Below are 23,606 nucleotides of genomic sequence, written 5' to 3' on the forward strand. Positions count from 1 at the left end.
CAGAACGAACCCCGGATGATCCAGACCCTCGCCAATGCGCTGTCCGAGCGCGGCTACGACAAGCTGACCCCCGTACAGGAGGCCGTGACGAACCCCGAGCTTGAAGGCTCGGACCTGTTGGTTTCGGCGCAGACGGGGTCAGGCAAAACCGTGGGCTTCGGTCTGGCGATCGGTCCGACCCTGCTGGAAGAAGACGGAACCTTCGGCCCCGCCGCCGCGCCGCTGGCGTTGATCGTCGCGCCGACGCGTGAACTGGCGTTTCAGGTGAGCCGCGAACTGGGCTGGCTGTATGCCGGGGCGGGCGCGCGGGTTTCGACCTGCGTGGGTGGTATGGACATGCGCGACGAACGCCGCGCGCTGGAACGCGGCGCGCATATCGTTGTCGGCACGCCGGGCCGTCTGGTCGACCACATCAAGCGCGGCTCGCTGGAACTTGGCGACATTCGCGCCGTGGTGCTGGATGAAGCGGACGAGATGCTGGACCTCGGCTTCCGCGAGGATCTGGAATTCATGCTGGGCGAGGCGCCCGCCGAACGCCGCACCTTGCTGTTCTCGGCCACCGTGCCGCCGATGATCGCCAAGCTGGCGCAACAGTTCCAGCGCGACGCCGTGCGCGTCACGACGCTGGGCGAAGCCCGCCAGCACGCCGACATCACCTATCAGGCGCTGCGCGTGGCCGACGCCGATGCCGAGCACGCGATCATCAACGTCCTGCGCTATCACGAGGCGCAGAACGCCATCGTATTCGCCAACACCCGCGCTACCGTCAGCCGCCTGACCGCGCGCTTCGCGAACCGGGGCTTCTCGGTCGTGTCGCTGTCGGGCGAACTCAGCCAGACCGAGCGCAGCCACGCGCTTCAGGCGATGCGGGACGGGCGCGCGCGGGTCTGCGTCGCCACCGACGTCGCGGCGCGCGGCATCGACCTGCCGAACCTCGAACTGGTGATCCACGCCGAACTGCCGTCGAACTCGGAAACCCTGCTGCACCGTTCTGGCCGGACCGGTCGGGCCGGGCGCAAAGGCACGTCGGCGCTGGTGGTGCCGCCGAAGTTCGTCAAGAAGGCCGAGCGCCTGTTGAAGTTCGCCAAGATCACCGCCGAGTGGACCACCGCGCCCACCGCGGAAGAGATCCTGCGCCGCGACGAGGAACGGCTGCTGTCCGATCCTGCGTGGTCCGAACCCATCACCGAAAACGAGGCCGAGTTCGCCGCGCGCTTGCTGGACGCCCAATCGCCCGAGCAGATCGCCGCCGCCTACCTGCGCCTGTTCCGCTCGCGCCATTCCGCACCCGAGGAACTGTCGGATCCCGATACCCGTCCCGCCCCGCGCGAGCGGGCGCCCTTTGGTCCGTCCGCGTGGATCAGCCTGTCGGTGGGTCGCAACGACCGGGCCGAACCCCGCTGGCTGCTGCCGATGCTGTGCCGCGCCGGTGGTCTGGACAAGGACCAGATCGGCGCGATCCGCATCCGCCCGACCGAGACCTTCGTGGAAATCTCGGAACCCGCGTTGCAGGGCTTCCTTGGCGGCCTGAACGCTGGCGGTGAACTGGAACGCGGCGTGAAAGCCCGCGCCGCCGACGGCCCGCCCGAGGACGACCGCCGTGGCCCGCCGCCGAACCGCGACAAGCGCCCGCCGCGTCCGCGTGATGACGCGCGGTCCGACAGCCGCCCGCCGCGCAAGCCCGCGCGAGAAGAGACCGCGTCCGAGGCGTCGGACGCGCCGAGGACCGAACCTGTTCGGGAAGAGGCCCCGCGCCCGCGCCGCGACGACGAAGTCCACCGCCCCCGCAAACCGCGCGAGGCGACGGACCGCCGGTCGGGCGACACCGGCAAGCCGGGCCCGAAGAAATCCTTCGGCGGCAAACCGTCTGGTCCCAAGGGCCGCTTTGGCGACGGAGAGGGCAAGCCGCGCTTCCGCGATGGCGACAAGCCCAAACGCCGCGATGGCGACAAGCCGCGTGGCCGCGACGGCGACAAGCCCGCATTCAAGGGCAAGCCGAAGGCCGAGGATCGCGCGCGCGCGTCCGATACCTCGAAACGCTTCGAGCCGCCGCACCGTGCGGGCGCCAAGCCCGGCAAGCCCGGTGGTAAGCCCAGCGGCAAACCCGGTGGCAAAGGCGGCCCGAAAGGCGGGTTCAAGGGTGGCCCCAAGGGCGGCAAGAAGCCCTTCGGCGGCGACGCCCGGCCCAAGCGGCGCGACAGCTAGGAAAAAGCCTGCGGGGGACACTCCGCAGGCTTCGTTTTTTCGACGATAGAACGCGCGCCGCTACTCGGCGGCTTCCGCGTAGGCCTCTAGCGGCGGGCAGGTGCAGATCAGGTGCCGGTCGCCATAGACATTGTCGACCCGGTTGACCGGCGGCCAGTACTTGTCGACCCGGAACGCGCCCGGCGGATAGCAGCCCTGCTCGCGCGAATAGGGGCGATCCCATTCCCCGATCAGATCCTCGACCGTGTGCGGCGCATGCTTCAGCGGGTTGTTCGCCGCGTCGATCTTGCCGGCTTCGATGTCCGCAATCTCGTCCCGGATCGCCAGCATCGCGTTGCAGAAGCGGTCAAGCTCGGCTTTGGTTTCCGATTCCGTCGGTTCCACCATCAGCGTGCCCGCCACGGGAAAGGACATGGTCGGCGCGTGAAAGCCGTTGTCCATCAGACGCTTGGCGATGTCGTCCACGGTCACGCCCGCCGATTTCTCGAACGGACGGGTTTCAAGGATACACTCGTGCGCGACGTGGCCGGTCTTGCCCTTGAACAGCACGTCATACGCGCCCTCCAACCGCTTCGCGATATAGTTGGCATTCAGGATCGCGACCTTGGTCGCCTGCGTCAGGCCCTCGCCCGCCATCATCAGGATATAGGCCCACGAGATCGGCAGGATCATCCCGGATCCGAACGGCGCGGCGGACACCGGGCCTTCCGCGCCCCCGGTTTCAGGGTGGCCGGGCAGGTAGGGCGCAAGATGCGCTTTTACTCCGATCGGCCCCATGCCGGGACCGCCGCCGCCATGCGGAATGGCGAAGGTCTTGTGCAGGTTCAGGTGCGATACGTCCGACCCAAGCTCGCCCGGTTTCGACAGCCCGACCATCGCGTTCATGTTCGCGCCGTCCAGATAGACCTGCCCGCCGAACGTGTGGGTGATCTCGCAAACCTCGCGCACCGTCTCCTCGAACACGCCGTGCGTCGAGGGATAGGTGATCATGCAGGCGGCCAGCGTGTCGCCCGCCGCCTCGGCCTTGGCGCGGAAATCCTCCAGGTCGATATCGCCGTTCGCGGCGGATTTCACCACCACCACCTTCATGCCGCACATCTGCGCCGAGGCGGGGTTGGTGCCATGCGCCGAAGTCGGGATCAGGCAGACCGTCCTCTGGGTGTCGCCGTTGGCGCGGTGATAGGCGGCGATGGTCAGCAGCCCCGCGTATTCCCCCTGCGCGCCAGAGTTCGGCTGCATCGACATCGCGTCGTAGCCGGTGATCTCGCACAGCTTGGCCGACAGGTCCCCGACCAGTTCGGCATAGCCCTCGGTCTGATCGGCAGGCGCATAGGGGTGGATGTTCGAGAACTCGGGCCAGGTGATCGGCATCATCTCGGCCGCGGCGTTCAGCTTCATCGTGCAGGACCCCAGCGGGATCATCGCCCGGTCCAGCGCAAGGTCGCGATCGGCAAGGCGGCGCATGTAGCGCATCATCTCGGTCTCGGCCCGGTTCATCTGGAACACCGGATGCGTCAGGTAGTCGGTCGTGCGGATCAACGCGTCCGGCACGCAGACGTTGGCCGACTTTGCGCCGTAGGTTTCCTCGATCCCGAACGCACGCCACAACGCCTCGACCGAGGCGGGGCGGGTGGTCTCGTCGATCGAAAGGCCCAGCTTGGTACGGCCGACCCGGCGCAGGTTGATCCCCTCGGCGGCGGCGGCCTTCAGGATGGCGCCCTGCAGCGCGCCGACCTCGACCGTGATCGTGTCGAAGAACGCCTCGGGCTCTACGGCGTAGCCTGCCGACTGCAATACTTCGGCCACGCGGACCGTCTTGCGGTGTACCTCTTGCGCGATGGCCTTCAGCCCGACCGGCCCGTGGAACACGGCGTAGAACGAGGCCATGACCGCCAGCAGCGCCTGCGCGGTGCAGACGTTCGACGTCGCCTTCTCGCGGCGGATATGCTGCTCGCGCGTTTGCAACGACAGCCGATAGGCCTTGTTGCCGCGCGCGTCGACCGACACGCCGACGATACGGCCCGGCATCGCCCGCTTGTGCGCGTCGCGGCACGCCATGTAGGCAGCGTGCGGCCCGCCATAACCCATCGGCACGCCGAACCGCTGGGTCGAGCCCACCGCGATGTCGGCGCCCATCTGGCCCGGTTCCTTCAGCACGGTCAGCGCCAGCGGGTCGGCGATGACGATGCCTAGCGCCTGCTGCGCATGCAGCGCCGCGATCTCGTCGGTGAAGTCCCGCGCGTGCCCATAGGTTCCGGGATACTGGAAGATCGCGCCGAACAACCCTTCGGACGGCATGTCTTCGGGCGCGCCGACGATGACCTCGAACCCCAGCGGCTCGGCGCGGGTCTTCATCACCGCGATGTTCTGCGGATGGCAGTTCTCGTCGATGAAGAAGCCCATCGCCTTGGTCTTCGCCACCCGCTGCGCCATCGCCATCGCCTCGGCGGCGGCGGTGGATTCGTCCAGCAGCGAGGCGTTCGCGATATCCAGCCCCGTCAGGTCGCAGATCATCGTCTGGTAATTCAACAGCGCTTCCAGCCGGCCCTGACTGATCTCGGGTTGGTACGGCGTGTAAGCCGTGTACCAGGCCGGGTTCTCAAGGATGTAGCGCTGGATCGCCGGCGGCGTGACCGTGCCGTAATAGCCCTGACCGATCATCGTCACCAACACGCGGTTCTTCTTCGCCACCTCCCGCATGTGCCAGATCAACTCGCGCTCTGACTTCGGCGGCCCGAACGACAACGGCTCCGCCTGCCGGATCGAGGCGGGCACGGTCTCGTCGATCAGCGCGTCGAGGCTGTCGCAGCCGATCACCTTCAGCATCTCTTCCATCTCGGCAGGAGACGGGCCGATGTGGCGGCGGTTGGCGAAGTCGTGCGGATTATAGTCGTCGGGCGTGAAAGGCATCTGGTGTCCTCGGTGACGGGCAAGGGCGGGACGAGACCCCCGGCAAGGGGGGCTCGGAAAAGCGGTGGGGCAGGGGCTAGCCGATGAAGTCCTTGTACTCGCCCTCGTCCATGAAATCGTCGAGCGCGCTGGGGTCCTCGATCTTCATCTTGAAGAACCATGCGTCGCCCATCGGGTCTTCGTTCACCAGACCGGGGTTGGCGACGATGGCTTCGTTCACCTCGACGATCTCGCCATCCAGCGGCGCGAGGATGTCGGACGCGGCCTTCACGGATTCGATCACCGCGACCTCGTCATCCTTCGACACGGTGGTATCGGCCTCGGGCAGTTCCACGAACACCACGTCGCCCAACTGCTCGCTGGCATGTTCGGTGATGCCCACCACGATCAGGTCGCCTTCAAGCCGCAGCCATTCATGTTCTTCGGTGAATTTCATCGGGGTCTCCTGTTGGTCATCTTTTGTAGGTTGAAGGGCGGAATGGCATCGGCACGACGCGCGCGGGAAGACGCTTGCCGCGCACCTCTCCGAAAAGCTCTGTGCCGTCGGCGGCATGGGCGATGTCGACATAGCCCATCGACATCGGACCCTCGATCGACGGGCCGAACGCGCCAGAGGTCACGGCGCCGATCGGCGCGCCGCCTTCGGCTGCGGCGAAAATCTCGGTTCCCGCCCGCATAGGTGCGCGGCCATCGGGCAGCAGGCCGATCCGGCGGCGGGTGGCGCCGGTCTCCAACTCGTCCAGAACACGCGCGGCGCCGGGGAATCCGCCTTCGCGCGCGCCACCGGTGCGGCGGGCCTTCTGGATCGCCCATTCCAGCGCCGCTTCGACCGGGCTGGTGGTGGTGTCGATGTCGTTGCCGTACAGGCACAGCCCCGCTTCCAGCCGCAGCGAGTCGCGCGCGCCAAGACCGATGGGCTCGACCGCATCGCCGGCAAGCAGCGCGCGGGCAAATGCCTCGGCCTGCGCTTCGGGGACCGAAATCTCGTATCCGTCCTCGCCGGTGTAGCCAGAGCGCGAGATCCACAGCGCGCCCCAGTCGCTGTCCGTCACCAGGACGTCCATGAACGTCATCTCAGCCGCGCCGGGCACCAGTGCCGATAGCGCCGCTTCGGCGGCGGGGCCCTGTAGCGCCAGCAACGCGCGGTCGGTGATCTCTTCGATGCGGCAACGGTCCGACAGATGCGCGCGCAGGTGGGCGATGTCGGCCTCCTTGCAGGCGGCGTTGACGACAAGGAACAGGTGATCGCCCCGGTTCGCCACCATCAGGTCGTCCAGGATGCCGCCCGCCGCGTCGGTGAACAGGGCATAGCGCTGGCGGCCCTCTTTCAGCCCGAGGATCGCCTGCGGCACAAGCGTCTCCAGCGCCGCGGCGGCGCTTGCGACATCGCCGTCCAGCGGGGTCAGCAGGACCTGTCCCATGTGGCTTACGTCGAACAGCCCGGCGGCGGCGCGGCAGTGCCGGTGCTCCTTCATCACGCCCAGCGGGTACTGCACCGGCATGTCATAGCCGGCAAAGGGCACCATCTTCGCGCCAAGCTCCACGTGCAGATCGTACAGACAGGTCCGTTTCAACTCGGCCATGCCGCCCCTTTCATAGCTCGCCGGAAACGATGCCGGCACCGAAGAACGCGGTCACTCCCGCGCACGATGCCCCCTCTGTCCTTTCGCCTGAGATCGTTATCCCTTCGGCGGACGCCCATCGCGCCTCTCTCCAGAGTTTCTGACCGACCAGCAGGTCCTGTTGCCTGAGAGTTTACCGGGGCGGTTGCTCCTTCGGCACCGGTCTGAACCGGTTCTCCCTGGGTCGGCTGCGCTCACGCTACGCGAAGCGCCGCGGTGCGGCAAGGGGTTGTGTTCGGGGCGCGGACAGGCGACCTGTCAGGCATGTCTGATCCCTTCTTCTTCGGCTACGGCTCGCTTGTGAACCGCAACACGCACGTCTTCACCGACGCGCACCCCGCAACGCTGAAAGGCTGGCGGCGGGTCTGGCGCCACACGCGCCTGCGCCCGGTGGCCTTCCTGACAGCCGAGCCCGCCGACGGGGTCGAGATCGAGGGTCTGGTCGCCCATGTGCCCGGCGACGACTGGGTTTCGCTGGACGAGCGCGAGGCGGCCTATGACCGCACGGTGGTGACCGACCGCATCGGCCACCCCGTCACCCGCGCGATCGAGGTGCAGGTCTACTCGATCCCGGACGGAAAGCACGGGGTCCCGGACGAGGCGCATCCGGTGCTGCTCAGCTATCTCGACGTGGTGGTGCAGGGCTATCTGCGGGAATACGGCGAGGCGGGCGTCGCCCGGTTCTTCCATACCACCGGCGGTTGGGATGCCCCGATCCGCGACGACCGCGCGGCGCCGGTCTACAGCCGCCATCAGGTGCTGGGCGACGACGAACGCACGCTGGTCAACGACTGGCTGCGCGAAGTGGACGCGCGGGTCATCGCCTGATTTTGGCGTCGGAGCGAGGGGCCAGCCCCTCGCGCTCCCCGAGGTATTTCAAAAGAGAAGAAGCAGCCTCGTCCGCGCCACCTTCTTCTCTTTCCAAGTACCTCGGGGGAGTCACGCCATGGCGTGACGGGGGCGGAGCCCCCATTCGTTCTTCATGCGCAGTTTTCGTGCGACGGGGCAAAGCGCCATTCCGCCGTCAGTAACTCCGCCCGCGTGCCGAGACCGGCCACAACACCTCGACCACGCCGTTCCGCACACCGACGTACCAGTCGTGCAGGTTACAGGTCGGATCGCAGTGGCTGGGCACAAGCTTCAGTTTCTCGCCCAGCGTCAGCACGTTGCCCGTGTCTTCGATGGTGCCGTGTTCGTCCGAGGGCTGGATGTAGGTTACGTCGGTCCGCCCGAAGACATGCGGCACGCCGAACTCGAACGTGGTCGATTTCAGCCCCGCGTCGCAGACCGCCCGTCCGGGCTGGGCGGTGCTGAGGATCTGTGTCAGCAGGAACAGCGCGTTCTCCCAGGTCCCCGTGTCCAGACGCTTGCCGTCCTCGGCCAGCACCCGGCCATAGTCGCCGTCCATGAAGGCGTAGGACCCGCACTGGATCTCGGTATAGAGGCCCGAGGCCGTCTCGAACTCGAAACTGCCGGTGCCCGCACCGGTCACCGTTTCCGCCGGCAGGCCCGCGTCCTTCAGGGCGTCCAGCACCCCGGACAGCAACGTGTGCAGACCCGCGAAGATTTCGGCCCGCTCGGCGTGGGTCGGCACGTGCTGAAGCGAGCCGTGATAGGCCTGGATGCCGGCGAACCGCAGGCCCGGCGCGTCGTCCACGGCCTTCGCCAGCGCCACCGCCTCGTCCGCCGTGCCGACGCCACAGCGGCGCATGCCGCAGTCCAGTTCGACAAGGCAATCCAGCGTCACGCCGTGCCGCTCGGCGGCGGCCGACAGGTCCGCCACGTTGCCCGCGTCATCGACGCAGACCGAGACAGTGCCGCCCAGCGACGGCAGCGTCATCAGCCGGTCGATCTTTGCCGGGTCGACGATCTGGTTGGTCACCAGCACGTCCGTCACGCCGCCGCGCACGAAGGTCTCGGCCTCGGCCACCTTCTGGCAGCAGACGCCAACCGCGCCGCCAAGCTCCATCTGCAGCTTCGCCACGTCCACCGACCGGTGCATCTTTCCGTGTGCCCGGTGCCGGATGCCATGCGCGCGGGCGTAGTCGCCCAGCTTGCGGATGTTGCGCTCCAGCGCGTCGAGATCGAGCACGAGGGCGGGTGTCTGGATGTCCCTGGCCGCCATGCCGGGCGCGGCGGGGATGTCGTACCCCACCACGAGGTCTTGCAGATCTTTCATCGGGTCCCTCAGTTGGGCGTGAGTTTCTCCAGCGCGCGGCCGTCGTCCCATGTGCCGTGCAGTTCGCCGTCGGGCATCACCACGTAGACGACCGGGCTTTCCGCGCCCCAGTCCACGGCCACCAGCCGCCCGTCGATGGCGCCCCGGCCCCGGAACGTGTCGTTCCCGACGAACCACGTGAACTCGACCGCTTCGCCTTGCTGCACGATCTGCGCACGGCCCATGTACTCGGTGCCATCGGCGTTAAGCCCGCGAGAGCTGTAGGTGCCGGCGATTTCGATCAGGGCGGGGGCGGTGTTCGGTCCGCTGCCTTTCTTGCCTTCCTGTGCGAAGGCGGGAAGGGCGGCAAGCACGATCAGGCCGGCGGTGAACAGGCGACGGGTGGTCATGCGGGGGGCTCCTGTCTGGACAGGGCCGAGTGTGTGCCAGCGGCGCAGCGATAGCAAGTCGCCGCGCCGCGCAAAAAGCTGGCGCTTACTGAAGCGAGCGGACGCCGATCTCGCCTTCCTGCCGCGCTTTCATCGCCAGAGCGGCTGCGTGGCTTCCGGCAAGCGTGGTGAAGTATGGGATCTTGTCCATCAGCGCGACGTTGCGCATCGACCGCGAGTCCTCGACAGCCTGCGCGCCCTCGGTAGAGTTCATCACCAGCGCCACGCCGCCGTCCTTCATCATGTCGACGATGTTCGGACGGCCCTCGTAGGCCTTCTTCACCACTTCGGCCGCGATGCCCTGTTCCTTCAGGAACGACGCGGTGCCGCGCGTGGCGAGGATGTCAAAGCCGAGGTCGGCAAGGATCTGCGCCGTCTCGATCAGTTCGGGCGACTTGTCCTCGTCCTTGATCGACAGGAACACGGTGCCGCCTTCGGGCAGCACGGTGCCTGCGCCAAGCTGGGCCTTGTAGAAGGCCTGCGGGAAAGAGCGGTCCCAACCCATGACTTCGCCGGTGGACCGCATTTCCGGGCCAAGCAGCGTGTCGACGCCCGGGAAGCGGGCGAAGGGCATCACGGCTTCCTTGACCGAGAACCACGGCATGTTCGGATCGGCCAGCGTCATCGGGTCGGCCAGCGGCAGCGGGTCGTCCGGGCTCATGCCGGGCGTGTAGGGCGGCCGCGTCGGGAAGGTCGACAGCGGCTCGCCCGCCATCAGCCGAGCGGCGATGGACGCGATGGCCGAGTCGGTCGCCTTGGCGACGAAGGGCACGGTGCGCGAGGCGCGCGGGTTCACCTCGATCAGGTAGACCTCGCCGTCCTTCACCGCGAACTGCACGTTCATCAGGCCGACGACGTTCAGGGCGCGGGCCAGCGCGACCGCCTGACGTTCCAGTTCCTCGACGATGTCGCGCGGCAGCGTATGCGGCGGCAGCGAACAGGCGCTGTCGCCCGAGTGGACGCCGGCCTCTTCGATATGCTGCATCACGCCCGCGATGTGGACGTTCTCGCCATCCGACAGGCAGTCGACGTCGACCTCGGTCGCGCCCGACAGGTAGCTGTCCAGCAGCACCGGGCTGTCGCCCGAGACGACGACGGCCTCGTTGATGTAGCGTTCGAGATGCGCCATGTCGCGCACGATCTCCATCGCGCGGCCGCCCAGAACGTAGGACGGACGGATCACCAGCGGGAAACCGATCCGTTCGGCGGCTGCCAGCGCTTCGGCGTCGGTCGAGGCGATGGCGTTGTTCGGCTGCTTCAGGTCCAGCTTGTGCAGAAGCGACTGGAACCGCTCGCGGTCCTCGGCAAGGTCGATCGCGTCGGGCGTGGTGCCGAGGATCGGAATGCCGGCTTCGTGCAAGGAATTGGCCAGTTTCAGCGGCGTTTGCCCGCCAAATTGTACGATTACGCCATGCAGCGTGCCCGCTTCCTGCTCGACGCGGAGGATTTCCATCACGTGTTCGAAGGTCAGCGGTTCAAAGTACAGCCGGTCCGAGGTGTCATAGTCGGTCGACACGGTCTCGGGGTTGCAGTTGATCATGATCGTCTCGTAGCCCTGATCGCTTAGCGCGAAACAGGCGTGACAGCAGCAGTAGTCGAACTCGATCCCCTGACCGATCCGGTTCGGGCCGCCGCCGAGGATCACGACCTTTTTCTTGTCGGACGGCCGGGCCTCGTCCTCGACGTCGCCCATCACCGGGCTTTCGTAGGTCGAGTACATATAGGGCGTCTGCGCCTCGAATTCGGCGGCGCAGGTGTCGATGCGCTTGAACACGGCGGTCACGCCCTGGGCCAGCCGCGCGGCGCGGACGCTGGCCTCGGTCCGTCCGGACAGCTTGGCAAGGCGCGCGTCGGTGAAGCCCAGCATCTTCAGCTTGCGCAGGCCGGTCTCGTCCTGCGGCAGGCCGTTTTCACGCACGCCAGCCTCGGCGTCTACGATCTCGCGGATGCGGGCAAGGAACCACGGGTCGAACTTGGTGACGTGCTGGATCGTGTCGTCGTCCAGACCGTGCCGCATCGCCTGTGCGATCATCCGCAGGCGGTCCGGCGTCTGGGCCGACAGCGCCTTGATGATGGCGGCCTCGTCCGGCGTGCCGTCGGCGCCCGGAATGTCGATTTCGTCAAAGCCGGACAGGCCGGTTTCCAGCGAAGCCAGCGCTTTTTGCAAGGATTCGTGAATCGTGCGGCCAATGGCCATCGCCTCGCCAACCGACTTCATCGCGGTGGTCAGTTCGGGCTTGGAGCCCGGGAACTTCTCGAAGGCGAAACGCGGGATCTTGGTGACGACATAGTCGATGGTCGGCTCGAACGAGGCGGGCGTGACCTTGGTGATGTCGTTGTCCAGTTCGTCCAGCGTATAGCCCACGGCCAGTTTCGCGGCGATCTTGGCGATGGGGAAGCCGGTGGCTTTCGACGCCAGCGCCGAGGACCGCGACACACGCGGGTTCATCTCGATCACGACCATCCGGCCGTCTTCCGGGTTCACCGCCCACTGCACGTTGGACCCGCCGGTTTCCACGCCGATCTCGCGCAGGACTGCAATCGAGCCGTTGCGCATGATCTGGTATTCCTTGTCGGTCAGCGTCAGCGCCGGGGCGACGGTGATCGAGTCGCCGGTGTGGACGCCCATCGGGTCGACGTTCTCGATGGCGCAGACGATGATCGCGTTGTCCGCCTTGTCGCGGACGACCTCCATCTCGAACTCTTTCCAGCCCAGCAGGCTTTCGTCGACAAGGATCTGCCCCACGGGCGAGGCTTCCATGCCCGAACGGCAGTACAGTTCATAGTCTTCGCGGTTGTAGGCCACGCCGCCGCCGGTGCCGCCAAGGGTAAAGGCGGGGCGGATGATCGCAGGCAGGCCGATGTGTTCCAGCGCGTCCAGCGCGTCCTTCATGCCGGCGGCGATGTCGCGCTTGCCGTTCTCCATCTTCGGAGAGGTCACGATGGTCGCCTTCGGGTTTTCCAGCCCGATCCGGTCCATCGCGTCGCGGAACAGCTTGCGGTCCTCGGCCATCTCGATGGCGTCGCGCTTGGCGCCGATCATCTCGACGCCGAACTTCTCAAGCACGCCCATCTCTTCCAGCGCCAGCGAGGTGTTCAGCCCGGTCTGCCCGCCCATCGTCGGCAGCAGCGCGTCGGGGCGTTCCTTCTCGATGATCTTGGCGACGACCTCGGGGGTGATCGGCTCGATATAGGTCGCGTCGGCAAGGCCGGGGTCGGTCATGATCGTCGCGGGGTTCGAGTTCACCAGGATGACCCGGTAGCCTTCCTCGCGCAGCGCCTTGCAGGCCTGTGCGCCGGAATAGTCGAACTCGCAGGCCTGCCCGATGATGATGGGACCCGCGCCGATGATCATGATGGACTGGATGTCTGTTCTCTTCGGCATGGCGTTTCCCCGGGCATGACAGCGGGCGCGTGACGAGCAGAGTCGCGCGCAAAATTGGCGCGGGTTTACGGCCCCTCCGGGTCCGCTGCAACCCCCAACGGGGAAACGCCGCGCGCATGTCCGACACGCGTTCACGACAAGGAAAGGCTTGCGCGACCGGTGCGCGATTTGGCAGCAGATGCGGCAGACGAAACGGGAGGCGGAAATGTTGCAGGGAAAGCGGGCCATCGTCAGCGGTGCCAGCCGGGGCATCGGGCGGGCAATCGCGCTGCGTCTGGCGAAAGCCGGGGCCGATGTGATGGTGCACGGCACCAATGCCGAGGCGCTGAACGCGCTGGCGCAGGAGATCGCGGCGCTGGGGGTGCGGTCTGCGTGGATCGCGGGCGACGTGGCCGCGCCCGAAACGGCGCAGGAGGCGGTCGCACAGGCGACAGAGGCGTTCGGCGGCGTCGACATCCTGGTCTGCAACGCCGGGATCAATACTCGATCCTCGACGCTCGACATGGCGCTGGACGATTGGCAGCGGGTGATGGACGTGAACCTGAACGGCACGCTGCATTTCTGCCGCGCCGTGCTGCCGGGCATGATCGCACAGGGCGGCGGCAAGATCGTCAACGTGTCGTCCACCACCGCCAAGACGCCGCACAAGAACGCGGCTCCGGCCTATGGCGCCTCGAAGGCGGCGGTTAATTATCTGACGCAGCATCTTGCCCGCGAGATGGCGCCGCACGGTATCTTCGTGAACGCGGTCTGCCCCGGCCCGGTGGAAAGCGACATGACCGCCCAGTGGGACGAAGCCTATCGCGAACGGGTGCTGGCGGGCGTCCCCATCGGGCGGCTCGGAACGCCAGAGCAGATCGCCGAGACGGTTGTTTTCCTGGCCGGTCCGGGGTCAGACTTCATCACCGGAGAGACGGTGAACGCCAATGGCGGTACCTACATGAACTAAGTTAATGTAAACTTGTAAATGCGATGAAATCGTTGACTGCAAAGGGATGCCGGGTTTAGCTTGAACAACTTTTAGGGAGTTCGGGCGATGGCGGGACCGCGGCTGGCGATCATTGCAGACGATCTGACGGGCGCGCTGGACAGCGCCGCTCCCTTCGCCGGTATCGATGGCGGCGTTGTCGTGGCGACCCATCTGATGGCGCTTCCCGCCGCGCTGGAGGCCGGGGGCGGCGTGGTCGCCGTCTCGACCCGCTCGCGCGAGATCCCGGCGAAAGAGGCGCGTGGCCGGGTGGCGGCGGCGCTAGCTGCCCTCGGGCCGGACGTGCGGATCTTCAAGAAGATCGATTCTCGGCTGAAAGGCCACCTTGCCGCCGAACTGGACCCGGTTCGGGGCCCGCTGACGGTGCTGCCCGCCATTCCGGAATTCGGTCGTATCGTGATGGACGGCGCACTTCAGGGTTTCGGCGTCGAGACGCCGCTTCCGGTGCTGGACGCGCTGGGCGCGGCGGCCGGTCGCGCGGTCGTGCCCGACGTGGCCACGGACGCGGACATGGCGCGGGCGCTCGCCTCGGCAGAGGGCGCGCTTGTCGGCGCGCGGGGGCTGGCGCAGGCGCTGGCGGCCAGCTGGGGCCTTGGACCGGTGGCCGCGGGCGGTCTGCCCGCGCCGGCCTGCATCGTGGTGGGTTCGACCGACCCGATCACCCGGGCGCAGGTCGCGGCCCTCAGCGCCGCGCGGGACGATGTGCGGGTCGTGTCCGCGCCGGGCGGGCTGGTGCCGGCGCAAGAGCCTGCGGCTGGCATCACCGTGATCATGGCAGAGCCAGGCGCCGAGACGCGTCCGGTCGCCGTCGCCGCCGCGCTGGCCGACGGGGTGCGCCCGTGGCTTGCCGCGACGCGCGGCGCGTTGCTGACGGGCGGCGCAACGGCAGAGGCGGTGCTGGACGCGGCGGGGATCGACTGCCTGAAGGTGGCGGGAGAAGCGCTGCCGGGGCTGCCGTTATGTCGCGCCGGCGGACGGGTGATCGTGACGAAATCCGGTGGATTTGGCGCCGAGGACGCATTACTTCGCCTCGCGCCGGCGGCGATCGGGGCGGAAGGATAAATGATGGGGCAGGAAGCGGAAAAGAGCGTGGCGCAGCGCCGGAGTCTGGCGGACGTGGTGTTCGAGCGCCTGAACAGGGCGATCAAGTCCGGGGCCTATGGCGCCGACGAACGCCTGCCGACCGAGCACGACCTTGCCGCCGAGTTCCAGGTGTCCCGCCCCGTGGTGCGCGAGGCGCTGCGGCGGTTGCGCGAACACGGGCTGATCTATTCCCGCCGCGGCGCGGGCAGCTTCGTGCGGCAGTCGGGCCTGAAAGAGCCGCTTGGCTTCGGGCAGGTCGCCAGCATCTCGGATCTTGAGCGTTGCTATGAATTCCGCATCACGCTGGAACCCGAAGCCGCCGCCGCAGCGGCCTGGCGGCACGATGCCGAAGGGATGGCCGGGATCGAGACGGCGCTGCGCGAAATGCGCGAGGCGACGGATCGCAACCGGCACCGCGAAGATGCGGATTTTGCCTTTCACCTCGCCATCGCCCGCGCCTCGGACAATGGATATTTCGCGACTGCGATGGAGGCGCTGGAAGACCATATCGCGGTGGGCATGCAGTTCCACGGCGCGTCGCTGAAGGTGACGCCCGACGGGCTGGCGCATGTCTACGGCGAACACAAGGCCATCGCCGAGGCCATCGCCAACCGCGACGCCGACCGGGCGCGCGACCTCATGCGCACGCACCTCATGGGCTCGCGCGACCGGCTGTTCGACGGCCGGCGGGGCTAGGCCTGCCTCACCACAGTGCCCAGTGGCTGTCCGCGAAGGCGTGGCCCACGAAGTGTACGAAGGCGTTCAGGTACAGAACGCCCAGCACCACCGCCGCGACACGCTGCGCGCGTTTGCGGGTCCACAGGACCCATAGGCAGACCGCCGTCAGCGCGGCCTCCAGCAGTCCGAACACGCGGCCGTGATGATCGGCATCCCAGAACGAGACGGGGCTGTGATACGCGCGGTCGGTGAAGGGCCAGAAATGCGCGTGCGCGTCGCCTGCGTGGAATGGCAGGTCGAAGGCGATATGCAGCAGTGCCGAGGCGGCCAGCAGGACCAGCCGCCTGCGATTGGTGGCAAGCGCGCCGACCAGCAGCGCGGCATATAGCGGGACCGAGTTGAACAGGTCGACCAGCAGACCGCTCGCGCCCCGGCCAAGGAAGTGCTCGGCATAAAGGAACAGGTCCGGCAGCAGCGCTCCGCCCAGAATCCACCAGATGTCGCCCTTCCGCGCGCGGCGGCCAAGGGCGGCAAGGGACAGGGCCATGTGGGCGGGGGTGTTCATCGGGCGCTCCCTTCGGTCACGGGGGAGGGACCACGCGAAGCGCTTCGGTGCAAGGGGGCGCTGGCGTCAGCGGGCGCCCGGCGCAGGGGCCCCCGCTTTCGCGGGGACCGGGTCCGTCAGTCGTAAGGGCGCGCCTCGACCGAGGGCAGGGGCATGTCGCGCAACTGACGCAGAAGCTCGATGAAGCCCGCGACCTGATGGGCGCAGGTGGCCTCGCCCTTTTCGGCGGTCGCAAGCGAGGCGTCGCCCACGGTGCCGTCGGGGTTCATGTCCGCCGCGATCCAGCCCCGGCTGATCGGGCCGGTGGGCGGCACCGGGTCGATCTCGGCCTGACTGCGGAAGTTGATCGCCTTCGACATGTCGACGCACTGGGGCTGGAACGCGAGCATCAGCGAGGTTTCGACGTCGCCGCCGTGGATGCCGTACTGGCGTTCATGGTCCGTGTACATGCCCTCGGGCTGGCCGAAGTTGCCCCACTGGCACTTCACCGCCAGCATCCCGGCCTCGACCCGCAACTCGCGTGACAGGATGGACACGAGATCGAGGTTGCCGCCATGCGAGTTGACGATGACGATCTTGCGGTAGCCGGCGCGCGCGACCGACAGGCCGATCTCGGTCCAGGCCGCCAGCGCGGTGGGGGCGGACAGGGTCAGCGTGCCCTTGGCCCACAGGTGTTCGTTCGACTTGCCCACGGCCATCACCGGCAGGATCGCCACGTCCAGATCGTCCGGACAGGTGGCCCGGAAACGGTCCAGCATCCCGTTCGCGATCATCGTGTCGGTGCCCACGGGCAGATGCGGCCCGTGCTGTTCGATCGCGGCGGTGGGCAGGATGGCGATTGCCTTGTCGGCGTCGATGCTGGCGAATTCGGGGGCGCGGCGTTCAGCCCAGTCGTATCTGTCGGTCATTCCACGGGATCCGGTGTGTAGGTGGCGTCGAGGCGCGAACGCAGATAGTCCGCGCCGGTGACGGGGGGATACTTGGCCTCGCCCGTGCCGGGCAGCGCGCGGATCACGCTGTCGGGGTTCGGGTCGAGGAAGAAGGCGACCGAGCGGCGGCGGCGCCTGGGCGGCAGCACCCGGTGCGGGGTCGAGACGTAGATGTCGTTCGACCACCGCATAAGGCAGTCGCCGATGTTCACCACGTAGGCGCCCGGCACGTGCGGCACGTCGGTCCAGTCGCCGCCGCGCGGCTTCACCTGCAACCCGGCCTCGCCATCGGTCATCAGCAGCGTGACAGAGCCGTAGTCGGTATGCGCGCCCGCGCCGATCTCGCCCTCGGTGCCTTTCGCCTCGGGGTAGGCGAGGATGCGCAGCGTGGCGAGCGGCGCGGTGAAGTGTTCGGCGAAATAGTCCGCAGGCAGGCCGAGGTCGGCCGCGATGGCGTGGTGCAGGTCGACGCCCAGTTTCCAGACCGCGTCGTAATAGGCCAGCATGGTGTCGCGGAACCCGACTTGATCCGGCCAGACGTTCACGCCGCGAAACGGCTCTTTGGACAGCACACGGGGATCGTCCGCAGGCAGGTCCAGCCCGACGTTGAACGCTTCCTTGCTGTCGATCTGGCCGGAGGTGTCGTCAAGGCTTTCCGACCCGATCCGCGCCCAGCCCCGGTTGTGCGGGTTCTTCGAGATCGACAGCGGCTGTTTCTCGGCATCGGGCTTGGCGAAGAAGCCGTCGGCCTGAAGGAACACGCCGGCGATCAGGTCCTCGGGAACGCCGTGGCCCTTCAGCAGGAAAAAGCCGGTGTCGCGGCAGGCCTTGCCGAGATCGCTGGTGAAGCTTTCGGGATCGGTCGCGTAGGTCGACCAGTCGAGTACCGGGATCATGCTGTCGTCTCCTCGTTTACGGTCTTGCCGCGCAGGAAGCGGTCCATCTGCTTTTCCACCTTGGCAAGGTGAATGCCGCGGCTTTTGTCGCTGGAACTGTCCATCAGGTAGTGGGCGGCGAAGGCGGTCTTGCAACGCTTGGCGCAGATCAGCCGCAGCCCGCGCAGAAGGGTGCGGCGGCCGGGCGCACCGACGAAACGGGTCAGCCACCAGCTTGCGCCGCATGTGGTGAAGACGCCCAGCCGGGTGATGTTGGTCATGCCGGGGCGGATCGTCTCGTTCTCGGCCTGCGGCATCTTGAAGGCGATGCCGGGCACCAGAACCCGGTCGAGCCAGCCCTTCAGCATCGCGGGCAGCCCGTACCACCATGTCGGATAGACGAAGATAAGCGTGTCGCACCACTGCAGGTCGGCAATGCGATCCTCGAGCCCTTTCTGGTTCAGGGATTCGTCGAGGTAGATCTCGTGTTCGTGGGCCGACATGACGGGATCGAACCCCTCGGCATAAAGGTCGCGCAGCCGGACGTCGGCGCCATGGGTCTTGAGGCGTTCAAGCACCTTGTCGCGGACCGCAGCGGTGAAGCTTCCCTCGCGGGGGTGGCAGTAGATGACGAGTGCGCGCATGGGGTCAGGGTCTCGGTCGGGCGGCGGTGTCGGAGGGGGCTCTGTCCCCGTCGCACCGCAGGTGCGCATGGAAAGGGGTGGTGGGGGCTCTGCCCCCGTCGCACCGTAGGTGCGCATGGAAAGGGGCGGTGGGGGCTCCGCCCCCGCCGCGCTGTCGCGCGACTCCCCCGAGGTATTTGGAAAGAGAAGAAGGGGCGGGCATCAGAGGGTTTCCATCTCGCGCTTCACGCGGGCGAGGTGGGCGGTGAGCTGTGCATCCGTGTTGTTGTTCATGTCGTACAGCGCGACGTAGCGCTTCTTGGGCATCCCGCAGGCGTACCAGACGGCGCGGGTGACGCATTTGCGCGGCGGGTCGCCGTTCAGCCTCGCCCGCATCCGGGTGCCGCCGTAGGTGGTGCAGGCGGCGAGCTTCTTGATGTTGGTCAGGCCGGGGCGCACGCCGCCATCCTGCAGTTTGAAGCTGACGCCGGGCAGAAACACGCGGTCGAGAAAGCCCTTCAGGATCGCCGGGTAGCCGAAGTTCCACACCGGGAACACCATGACCATCGCATCGGCGGCGCGGACCCGTTCGACGTAGTCCTTCACCGGCTCGATGTTGGCGGGCTGGTCGTGGTAGCCCCGGCGTTCCAGTTCGGTGAGGACCGGGAAGAACCCCTCGGCGTTCAGGTCGCAGTCGTCGACCTCCCAGCCGCGCGTGGTGAGCGTGTCCACGACGGTGAAATGCACCGCCGCGTTGAAGCTTTCGGGGCATGGGTGGGCGAAGAGGACAAGGGCGCGGGTCATCGGGCCGGGTCCGGAACCGGGGCGCGTGACGGGCTCATTCCGCCACCTGAAGGTGCGGGTAGGCGTACATCCGGTCGTAGCTCCAGTCCGGGTCGTCCCACGAGATCATCTTGCCGGGGTTCAGAAGGCCCTTGGGATCGGCCTCGCGCTTGAAGGACAGCTGGGTGTCGTCGGTGTGCTGGCGGCCGCCTTCTTCCAGCGTGTAGCGGTGCGGGTTGAAGATCAGCGCGCCCGCGTCCTCGTGCAGGCCGATGATCTCGTCCAGCCGTTCCTCGGTCGTGAACTTGACCATCGAGAGACCGGCGAAAGCGACCTTGCCGTTCATCCGGATCGCTTCGAGGTGCTGCAGGACTTCGGGCGAGAACTCGGTGCGCATCTTCTCGACCAGCGCACGGTGTTCGGGGAAGGCGTAGCGGACCTGAAGGTAGGTGATCGACGGGTCCACCTTCAGCGCGCGCAGGGTGGTGTGGTTCCAGCCGTATTCGAAGATCGGGCCGGGATCGCGGGCCCAGTCGTTGTCGTCCGAGCGGTAGATCAGTTTCGCCGCGGGGCGTCGGCCAAGGAAGGTCAGGAAACCGTCCATCGACTGCGGCGCGACCATCAGGCCGACAAGGTGGGTGCCTTCGTCGACATAGGGCTTCACCCGCTGGAAATAGGCATGCGCCGTGGGCGCCTCGTAGACGCTGGCGATCTTCAGCAGGATGCCGTCCTCGTTGGCGAGGTCGTCGGCAAAGGCCATCGCGTCGCCGAAGTCTTCGAAGCCGACGAACAGGCCGGTCCAGTCGTAGGCGGGGGCCAGCGGCAGTTCCAGTTCGGTGATGATCCCGTTGGTGCCGTAGGCGTGGCTGACGCGGGCCAGTTCCTCGCCGCGGAATTCCAGCACGCGGGGTTCTTCCTCCATCGTTACCACCCGCAGGCGTATGATGTTGCCGAGGTCGCGCAGCGAGCCCCAGTGGACCGAGCCGACGCCGCCCGAACCGCCCGCGATGAAACCGCCGACGGTGGCGGTGGCCCATGTCGACGAGAACATGCGCAGTTCCTGTCCCGAAGCCTCTTTCGTCTGAGCGTCGAGGTCCTTCAGCAGGATGCCCGGCTCGCAGATCACGCGGCCCGGCGCGATCTCTTTCACCTTGTCCATGTGCTTGAGGTGCATGACGCAGCCGCCCGCAAGCGGCATCGCCTGACCGTAGTTGCCGGTGCCCGCGCCGCGGGTGGTGACGGGCACGTCGTGGGCGTAGCAGGTCTTGAGGATCTCGATCACCTCGGCCTCGTTCCGCGGGCGCACCACGAAATCGGCAAGCACGTGGTCCAGCCGCGCCTTTAGCACGGGCGAATACCAAAAGAAGTCGCGGGAGGCGGTCTTGATGGCGGCCTCGCGTTCTTCGATGTCGAGGTGGGCGAGGGCGGCTTTCGCGGCGGCGACGTTGTCTTTCATCAGAGCCTCATCAGGTCGTCGAGTTCGGCATAGTCCGGAAGCGTGCGGTCGATGGCAGAGCCACCGCGCAGGACGATGCGGTCGGATTGCGGGCGCGCGAACAGCTCGGTCCATTCGCGGGCGCGGAAGATGGTCATGTCGGCGGGGGCGCCGGGGGTCAGGGTCGGCACCGCGAAGCCGCAGGAAGCGGCAGGGTTCGCGATACAGGACTGCACCCAGTCGGTGTCCGAGTGGTCGAGATGCGCGATGCGCGTGGCCTGCCGCAGCACCTCGAGCATGTCGAGATCGCCGTAGGCGTAGAACGGATCGCGCGTGTTGTCCGAGGCGAAGGAGACCGCGATGCCGCGGGCCTTCATCTCGTGAACCAGCGTGACGCCGCGCCCGCGCGGCGTGCGGTGCGGTTCGCGGTCCTGCAGGTAGAGGTTGCACATCGGCAGGCTGACCACGTTGAGCCCGGCCCTGGCGACCATGTCTAGCGTGTCCATCGCCCGCGCGACGTCCTGCGTGGACAGCGAACAGCAGTGGCCCACGACGACCGGCGCGGCAAAGCCGGTTTCCATCACCACCTCGGCGATGGTGCGCAGCGTCTCGGAGGTCGGGTCCATCGTCTCGTCGACGTGGAAGTCGACGTTCAGGCCACGTTCCGCGGCCATGGCGAAGAAGCCCAGGAGAATGTCGGCCAGCCCGTCGACGGGATAGGTGACCAGCCCCAGCGTGCCCTTGTTGGCGGCCACGGTGTCGGCCAGTTCACGGAAATCGCCGTCCGGCGTGAAGGTGTCGCAGGCGGCGAGGCTGGACCCCTGCAGCTCGATCTTTTCGGCCCATTTCTCGCGCATCTCGGCGAAGACGGGCCAACTGCGGCGGAACTGGCCGTTGGCGGCGTCGAGGTGGGTGCGGATCGCTTTCGTGCCGTGGGCGTAGGCGCAGCGCAGGCCGAAATCCATCCGCGCCCGTACGTCGTCGGGCGTCCAGTTGGCGTGATCCTCGCGCACTGTGGTCAGGGCGCCCATGAAGGTGCCGTCGGGGTTGGCCGCGCGCGGCCAGATGTGGCCCTTGTCCAGATGCGTGTGCATGTCGGTGAAGCAGGGCAGCACCATCGCCCCGCCCATCGCGACATCGGTGCCGCCGGGATTGGCGATCAGGCCGCCGTCGATGCCGATGTCGGTCCGGACAAGGTGGCCGGGCGCGCCGATCAGGCAGGCGGGAACGGTCACGTCACGCAGGGTGAAGCGACCCTCGGGTAGCGATTTGAAGTCCATTAGCGTTCTCGTTTGATCGCGCTTTCATGCCACTTGTGCAGCGCGAGGTAGCTTATCGTGCTCATGATGGCGAAGATCACCACACCCATGAGCGAGATCAGGATGAGGGCGGCGAAGAGCCGTCCGAAGTTGAAGCGATATGACGCCTCGAGCAGCGTCGAGGCAAGGCCGAGGCCGGTGCCGGAGCGTCCGATCACGAACTCGGCCACCACCGCGCCGATCAGGGCGAGGCCGCCGGCGATCTTCAGGCCGCCGAGGAAGAAGGGCAGCGCGGTCGGGGCGTAGAGATAGCGCAGCTTTTGCCAGCGCGAGGCGCCGTAGATGGAATACAGGTCCTCGAGATTGTGGTCTGCCGACTTCAGGCCGATCGTCGTGTTGGACAGGATCGGGAAGAAGGCCACGATCCATGCGCACAGCAGGGCGGACATGAAGGCGCTGTCGACGTAGATCTTAATCAGCGGTGCCACCGCGACCACCGGCGTCACCTGCAGGATGACGGCGTAGGGAAAGAACGACATCTCGATCCATTTCGACTGGGTGAAGGCGACGGCGAGCGTCACCCCTCCGATCACCGCCATGATCAGCGCAAGGATCGTCAGGCGGCCGGTGATCAGGATCGCAGGCCACAGGATCGACCAGTCCTCGACCATCTTCTGAGCGATCAGAACGGGGCCGGGCAGGATGTAATGCGGCACCTCGCCGATGGTGACGTAGAGGTGCCACGCGAGGATCGCCAGAACCAGCACCAGCGAGGGCAGGAACCAGCGGGCGATCTTCATCAGCTTCTCGCGCCGGGCCTGCGCCAGTTCCTCGGCGTCGATATGCGGGGCGGGGGCGGTGTCGGCGAGGGTCATGCCGGTTCTCCCATGGCTTCGTGCAGCGCGTCCGACGCGTTGCGGCAATGCGCGGCGTATTCGGCCGAGGTGCGGAATTCCTCGGTGCGCGGGTAGGGGGCGTCGACCTCGAGTTCGCGGATCACGCGGCCCGGGCGGGCGGCCATGACCACGATGCGGTCGGACAGGAAAACGGATTCGAACACCGAGTGGGTGACGAAGATGACGGTGCAGCCAATCGCCTCGCGCAGGGCCAGCAGGTCCTGGTTCAGCTTGTGGCGCGTGATCTCGTCCAGCGCGGCGAAGGGTTCGTCCATCAGGATCAGGCGCGGTTTGGTGACAAGCGCGCGGGCGATGGAGACGCGCATCTTCATGCCGCCCGACAATTCGCGCGGGAAGGCGCGCTGGAACTTCTCCAACCCGACCAGCTTCAGCGCCTCCAGCACGTCGTCCTTGACTTCGCTGTAGGATTTGCCGCGCAGGCGGAAGGGCAGCCAGACGTTGTCCTGCACCCGCGCCCACGGCATCAGCGTCGGTTCCTGAAACACCACGCCAAGGTCGCCGGCGCTTTGGCCGCCGGTCCACTCGATGCGTCCGGTGGTGGGCTTCATCAGACCGGCGATCAGCCGCAGCGCGGTGGACTTGCCGCAGCCCGAGGGGCCGAGGAGCGAGATGAAGTCGCCCTCGTTCACCGTCAGGTTCATGTCCTTGAGCGCCACCACGTCACCGCGGAAGGTCTTTTCGACGTGGCTCATCTTCAGCAGCGCGTTGCGCTGGCCGAGGGGGGCTCTGGGCTTGAGCATGA

General features: G+C 67.2%; 20 protein-coding genes and 1 riboswitch. Of the genes, 5 read left to right on the top strand and 15 right to left on the bottom strand.

The window, feature by feature from the left end; genetic code table 11:
- Positions 1–15: 15 nt before the first annotated feature.
- The gene (locus tag ACP156_RS00265) at positions 16–2,205 is read left to right on the top strand and encodes a DEAD/DEAH box helicase (protein WP_425049277.1); all 2,190 of its coding nucleotides are present in this window, start codon (positions 16–18) and stop codon (positions 2,203–2,205) included.
- 60 nt (positions 2,206–2,265) lie between these two features.
- On the opposite strand, the gene gcvP is transcribed toward ACP156_RS00265, so the two are convergent.
- From gcvP to gcvT, 3 genes are all read right to left on the bottom strand, one after another.
- Positions 2,266–5,115 carry an aminomethyl-transferring glycine dehydrogenase gene (gene gcvP, locus ACP156_RS00270; RefSeq protein ID WP_425049278.1) on the bottom strand — a complete coding sequence of 950 codons (2,850 nt, stop codon included), beginning with the start codon at positions 5,113–5,115 and terminating at the stop codon, positions 2,266–2,268.
- 76 nt (positions 5,116–5,191) lie between these two features.
- Positions 5,192–5,551, bottom strand: coding sequence for a glycine cleavage system protein GcvH (gene gcvH, locus ACP156_RS00275; RefSeq protein WP_425049279.1), 360 nt, complete (start codon positions 5,549–5,551; stop codon positions 5,192–5,194).
- 16 nt (positions 5,552–5,567) lie between these two features.
- Positions 5,568–6,698 (bottom strand): glycine cleavage system aminomethyltransferase GcvT, encoded by a 1,131-nt coding sequence (gene gcvT, locus ACP156_RS00280; RefSeq protein WP_425049280.1) that lies wholly within the window; start codon positions 6,696–6,698, stop codon positions 5,568–5,570.
- A gap of 142 nt (positions 6,699–6,840) precedes the next feature.
- A riboswitch (glycine riboswitch) is annotated at positions 6,841–6,928 on the bottom strand.
- A gap of 73 nt (positions 6,929–7,001) precedes the next feature.
- On the opposite strand from gcvT, the gene ACP156_RS00285 reads away from it, so the two are divergent.
- Complete coding sequence (locus ACP156_RS00285; protein ID WP_425049281.1) at positions 7,002–7,565, top strand: gamma-glutamylcyclotransferase family protein; 564 nt, start codon at positions 7,002–7,004, stop codon at positions 7,563–7,565.
- A gap of 196 nt (positions 7,566–7,761) precedes the next feature.
- On the opposite strand, the gene ACP156_RS00290 is transcribed toward ACP156_RS00285, so the two are convergent.
- From ACP156_RS00290 to carB, 3 genes are all read right to left on the bottom strand, one after another.
- Complete coding sequence (locus tag ACP156_RS00290) at positions 7,762–8,916, bottom strand: DSD1 family PLP-dependent enzyme (RefSeq protein WP_425049282.1); 1,155 nt, start codon at positions 8,914–8,916, stop codon at positions 7,762–7,764.
- An 8-nt stretch (positions 8,917–8,924) separates the two neighbouring features.
- Positions 8,925–9,305, bottom strand: a complete 381-nt coding sequence (locus ACP156_RS00295) for a hypothetical protein (RefSeq protein WP_425049283.1) — start codon at positions 9,303–9,305, stop codon at positions 8,925–8,927.
- 85 nt (positions 9,306–9,390) lie between these two features.
- The gene (gene carB / locus ACP156_RS00300) at positions 9,391–12,729 is read right to left on the bottom strand and encodes a carbamoyl-phosphate synthase large subunit (protein ID WP_425049284.1); all 3,339 of its coding nucleotides are present in this window, start codon (positions 12,727–12,729) and stop codon (positions 9,391–9,393) included.
- Positions 12,730–12,934: 205 nt separating this feature from the next.
- On the opposite strand from carB, the gene ACP156_RS00305 reads away from it, so the two are divergent.
- The 3 genes from ACP156_RS00305 to ACP156_RS00315 all read left to right on the top strand — a co-directional run bounded on the left by ACP156_RS00305 (position 12,935) and on the right by ACP156_RS00315 (position 15,496).
- The gene (locus ACP156_RS00305) at positions 12,935–13,678 is read left to right on the top strand and encodes an SDR family NAD(P)-dependent oxidoreductase (RefSeq protein ID WP_425049285.1); all 744 of its coding nucleotides are present in this window, start codon (positions 12,935–12,937) and stop codon (positions 13,676–13,678) included.
- Between the two features lie 87 nt (positions 13,679–13,765).
- Entirely contained in the window at positions 13,766–14,779 is a 1,014-nt protein-coding gene (locus tag ACP156_RS00310; protein WP_425049286.1) for a four-carbon acid sugar kinase family protein, read from the top strand.
- On the top strand, positions 14,780–15,496 hold the full coding sequence (locus ACP156_RS00315; protein ID WP_425049287.1) for a FadR/GntR family transcriptional regulator: 717 nt from the start codon (positions 14,780–14,782) through the stop codon (positions 15,494–15,496). It abuts the gene before it with no gap.
- A gap of 7 nt (positions 15,497–15,503) precedes the next feature.
- Here ACP156_RS00315 and ACP156_RS00320 read toward each other — a convergent pair whose 3' ends face one another.
- From ACP156_RS00320 to ACP156_RS00360, 9 genes are all read right to left on the bottom strand, one after another.
- Complete coding sequence (locus ACP156_RS00320) at positions 15,504–16,043, bottom strand: cobalamin biosynthesis protein CobQ (protein WP_425049288.1); 540 nt, start codon at positions 16,041–16,043, stop codon at positions 15,504–15,506.
- 116 nt (positions 16,044–16,159) lie between these two features.
- Entirely contained in the window at positions 16,160–16,951 is a 792-nt protein-coding gene (locus ACP156_RS00325; RefSeq protein ID WP_425049289.1) for a creatininase family protein, read from the bottom strand.
- The gene (locus ACP156_RS00330; protein ID WP_425049290.1) at positions 16,948–17,868 is read right to left on the bottom strand and encodes an isopenicillin N synthase family dioxygenase; all 921 of its coding nucleotides are present in this window, start codon (positions 17,866–17,868) and stop codon (positions 16,948–16,950) included. The genes ACP156_RS00325 and ACP156_RS00330 overlap by 4 nt, the downstream gene beginning before the upstream one ends.
- Complete coding sequence (locus tag ACP156_RS00335) at positions 17,865–18,491, bottom strand: NAD(P)H-dependent oxidoreductase (RefSeq protein ID WP_425049291.1); 627 nt, start codon at positions 18,489–18,491, stop codon at positions 17,865–17,867. The genes ACP156_RS00330 and ACP156_RS00335 overlap by 4 nt, the downstream gene beginning before the upstream one ends.
- A 201-nt stretch (positions 18,492–18,692) precedes the next feature.
- Positions 18,693–19,274: an NAD(P)H-dependent oxidoreductase gene (locus ACP156_RS00340; RefSeq protein WP_425049292.1), complete on the bottom strand. Its 582-nt coding sequence runs from the start codon at positions 19,272–19,274 to the stop codon at positions 18,693–18,695.
- A gap of 34 nt (positions 19,275–19,308) precedes the next feature.
- Positions 19,309–20,709 (bottom strand): FAD-binding oxidoreductase, encoded by a 1,401-nt coding sequence (locus ACP156_RS00345; protein ID WP_425049293.1) that lies wholly within the window; start codon positions 20,707–20,709, stop codon positions 19,309–19,311.
- A complete protein-coding gene (locus ACP156_RS00350; protein WP_425049294.1) occupies positions 20,709–21,968 on the bottom strand; it encodes a cytosine deaminase in 1,260 nt (419 codons plus the stop codon). Before ACP156_RS00350 ends, ACP156_RS00345 begins: the two co-directional genes overlap by 1 nt.
- Positions 21,968–22,822 carry an ABC transporter permease gene (locus ACP156_RS00355; protein WP_425049295.1) on the bottom strand — a complete coding sequence of 285 codons (855 nt, stop codon included), beginning with the start codon at positions 22,820–22,822 and terminating at the stop codon, positions 21,968–21,970. Before ACP156_RS00355 ends, ACP156_RS00350 begins: the two co-directional genes overlap by 1 nt.
- Positions 22,819–23,604: an ABC transporter ATP-binding protein gene (locus ACP156_RS00360; RefSeq protein WP_425049296.1), complete on the bottom strand. Its 786-nt coding sequence runs from the start codon at positions 23,602–23,604 to the stop codon at positions 22,819–22,821. The genes ACP156_RS00355 and ACP156_RS00360 overlap by 4 nt, the downstream gene beginning before the upstream one ends.
- Between the last annotated feature and the right edge of the window lie 2 nt (positions 23,605–23,606).

The sequence above is a fragment of the Psychromarinibacter sp. S121 genome (assembly GCF_049801035.1).
In the GTDB taxonomy this organism is placed as follows: domain Bacteria; phylum Pseudomonadota; class Alphaproteobacteria; order Rhodobacterales; family Rhodobacteraceae; genus Psychromarinibacter.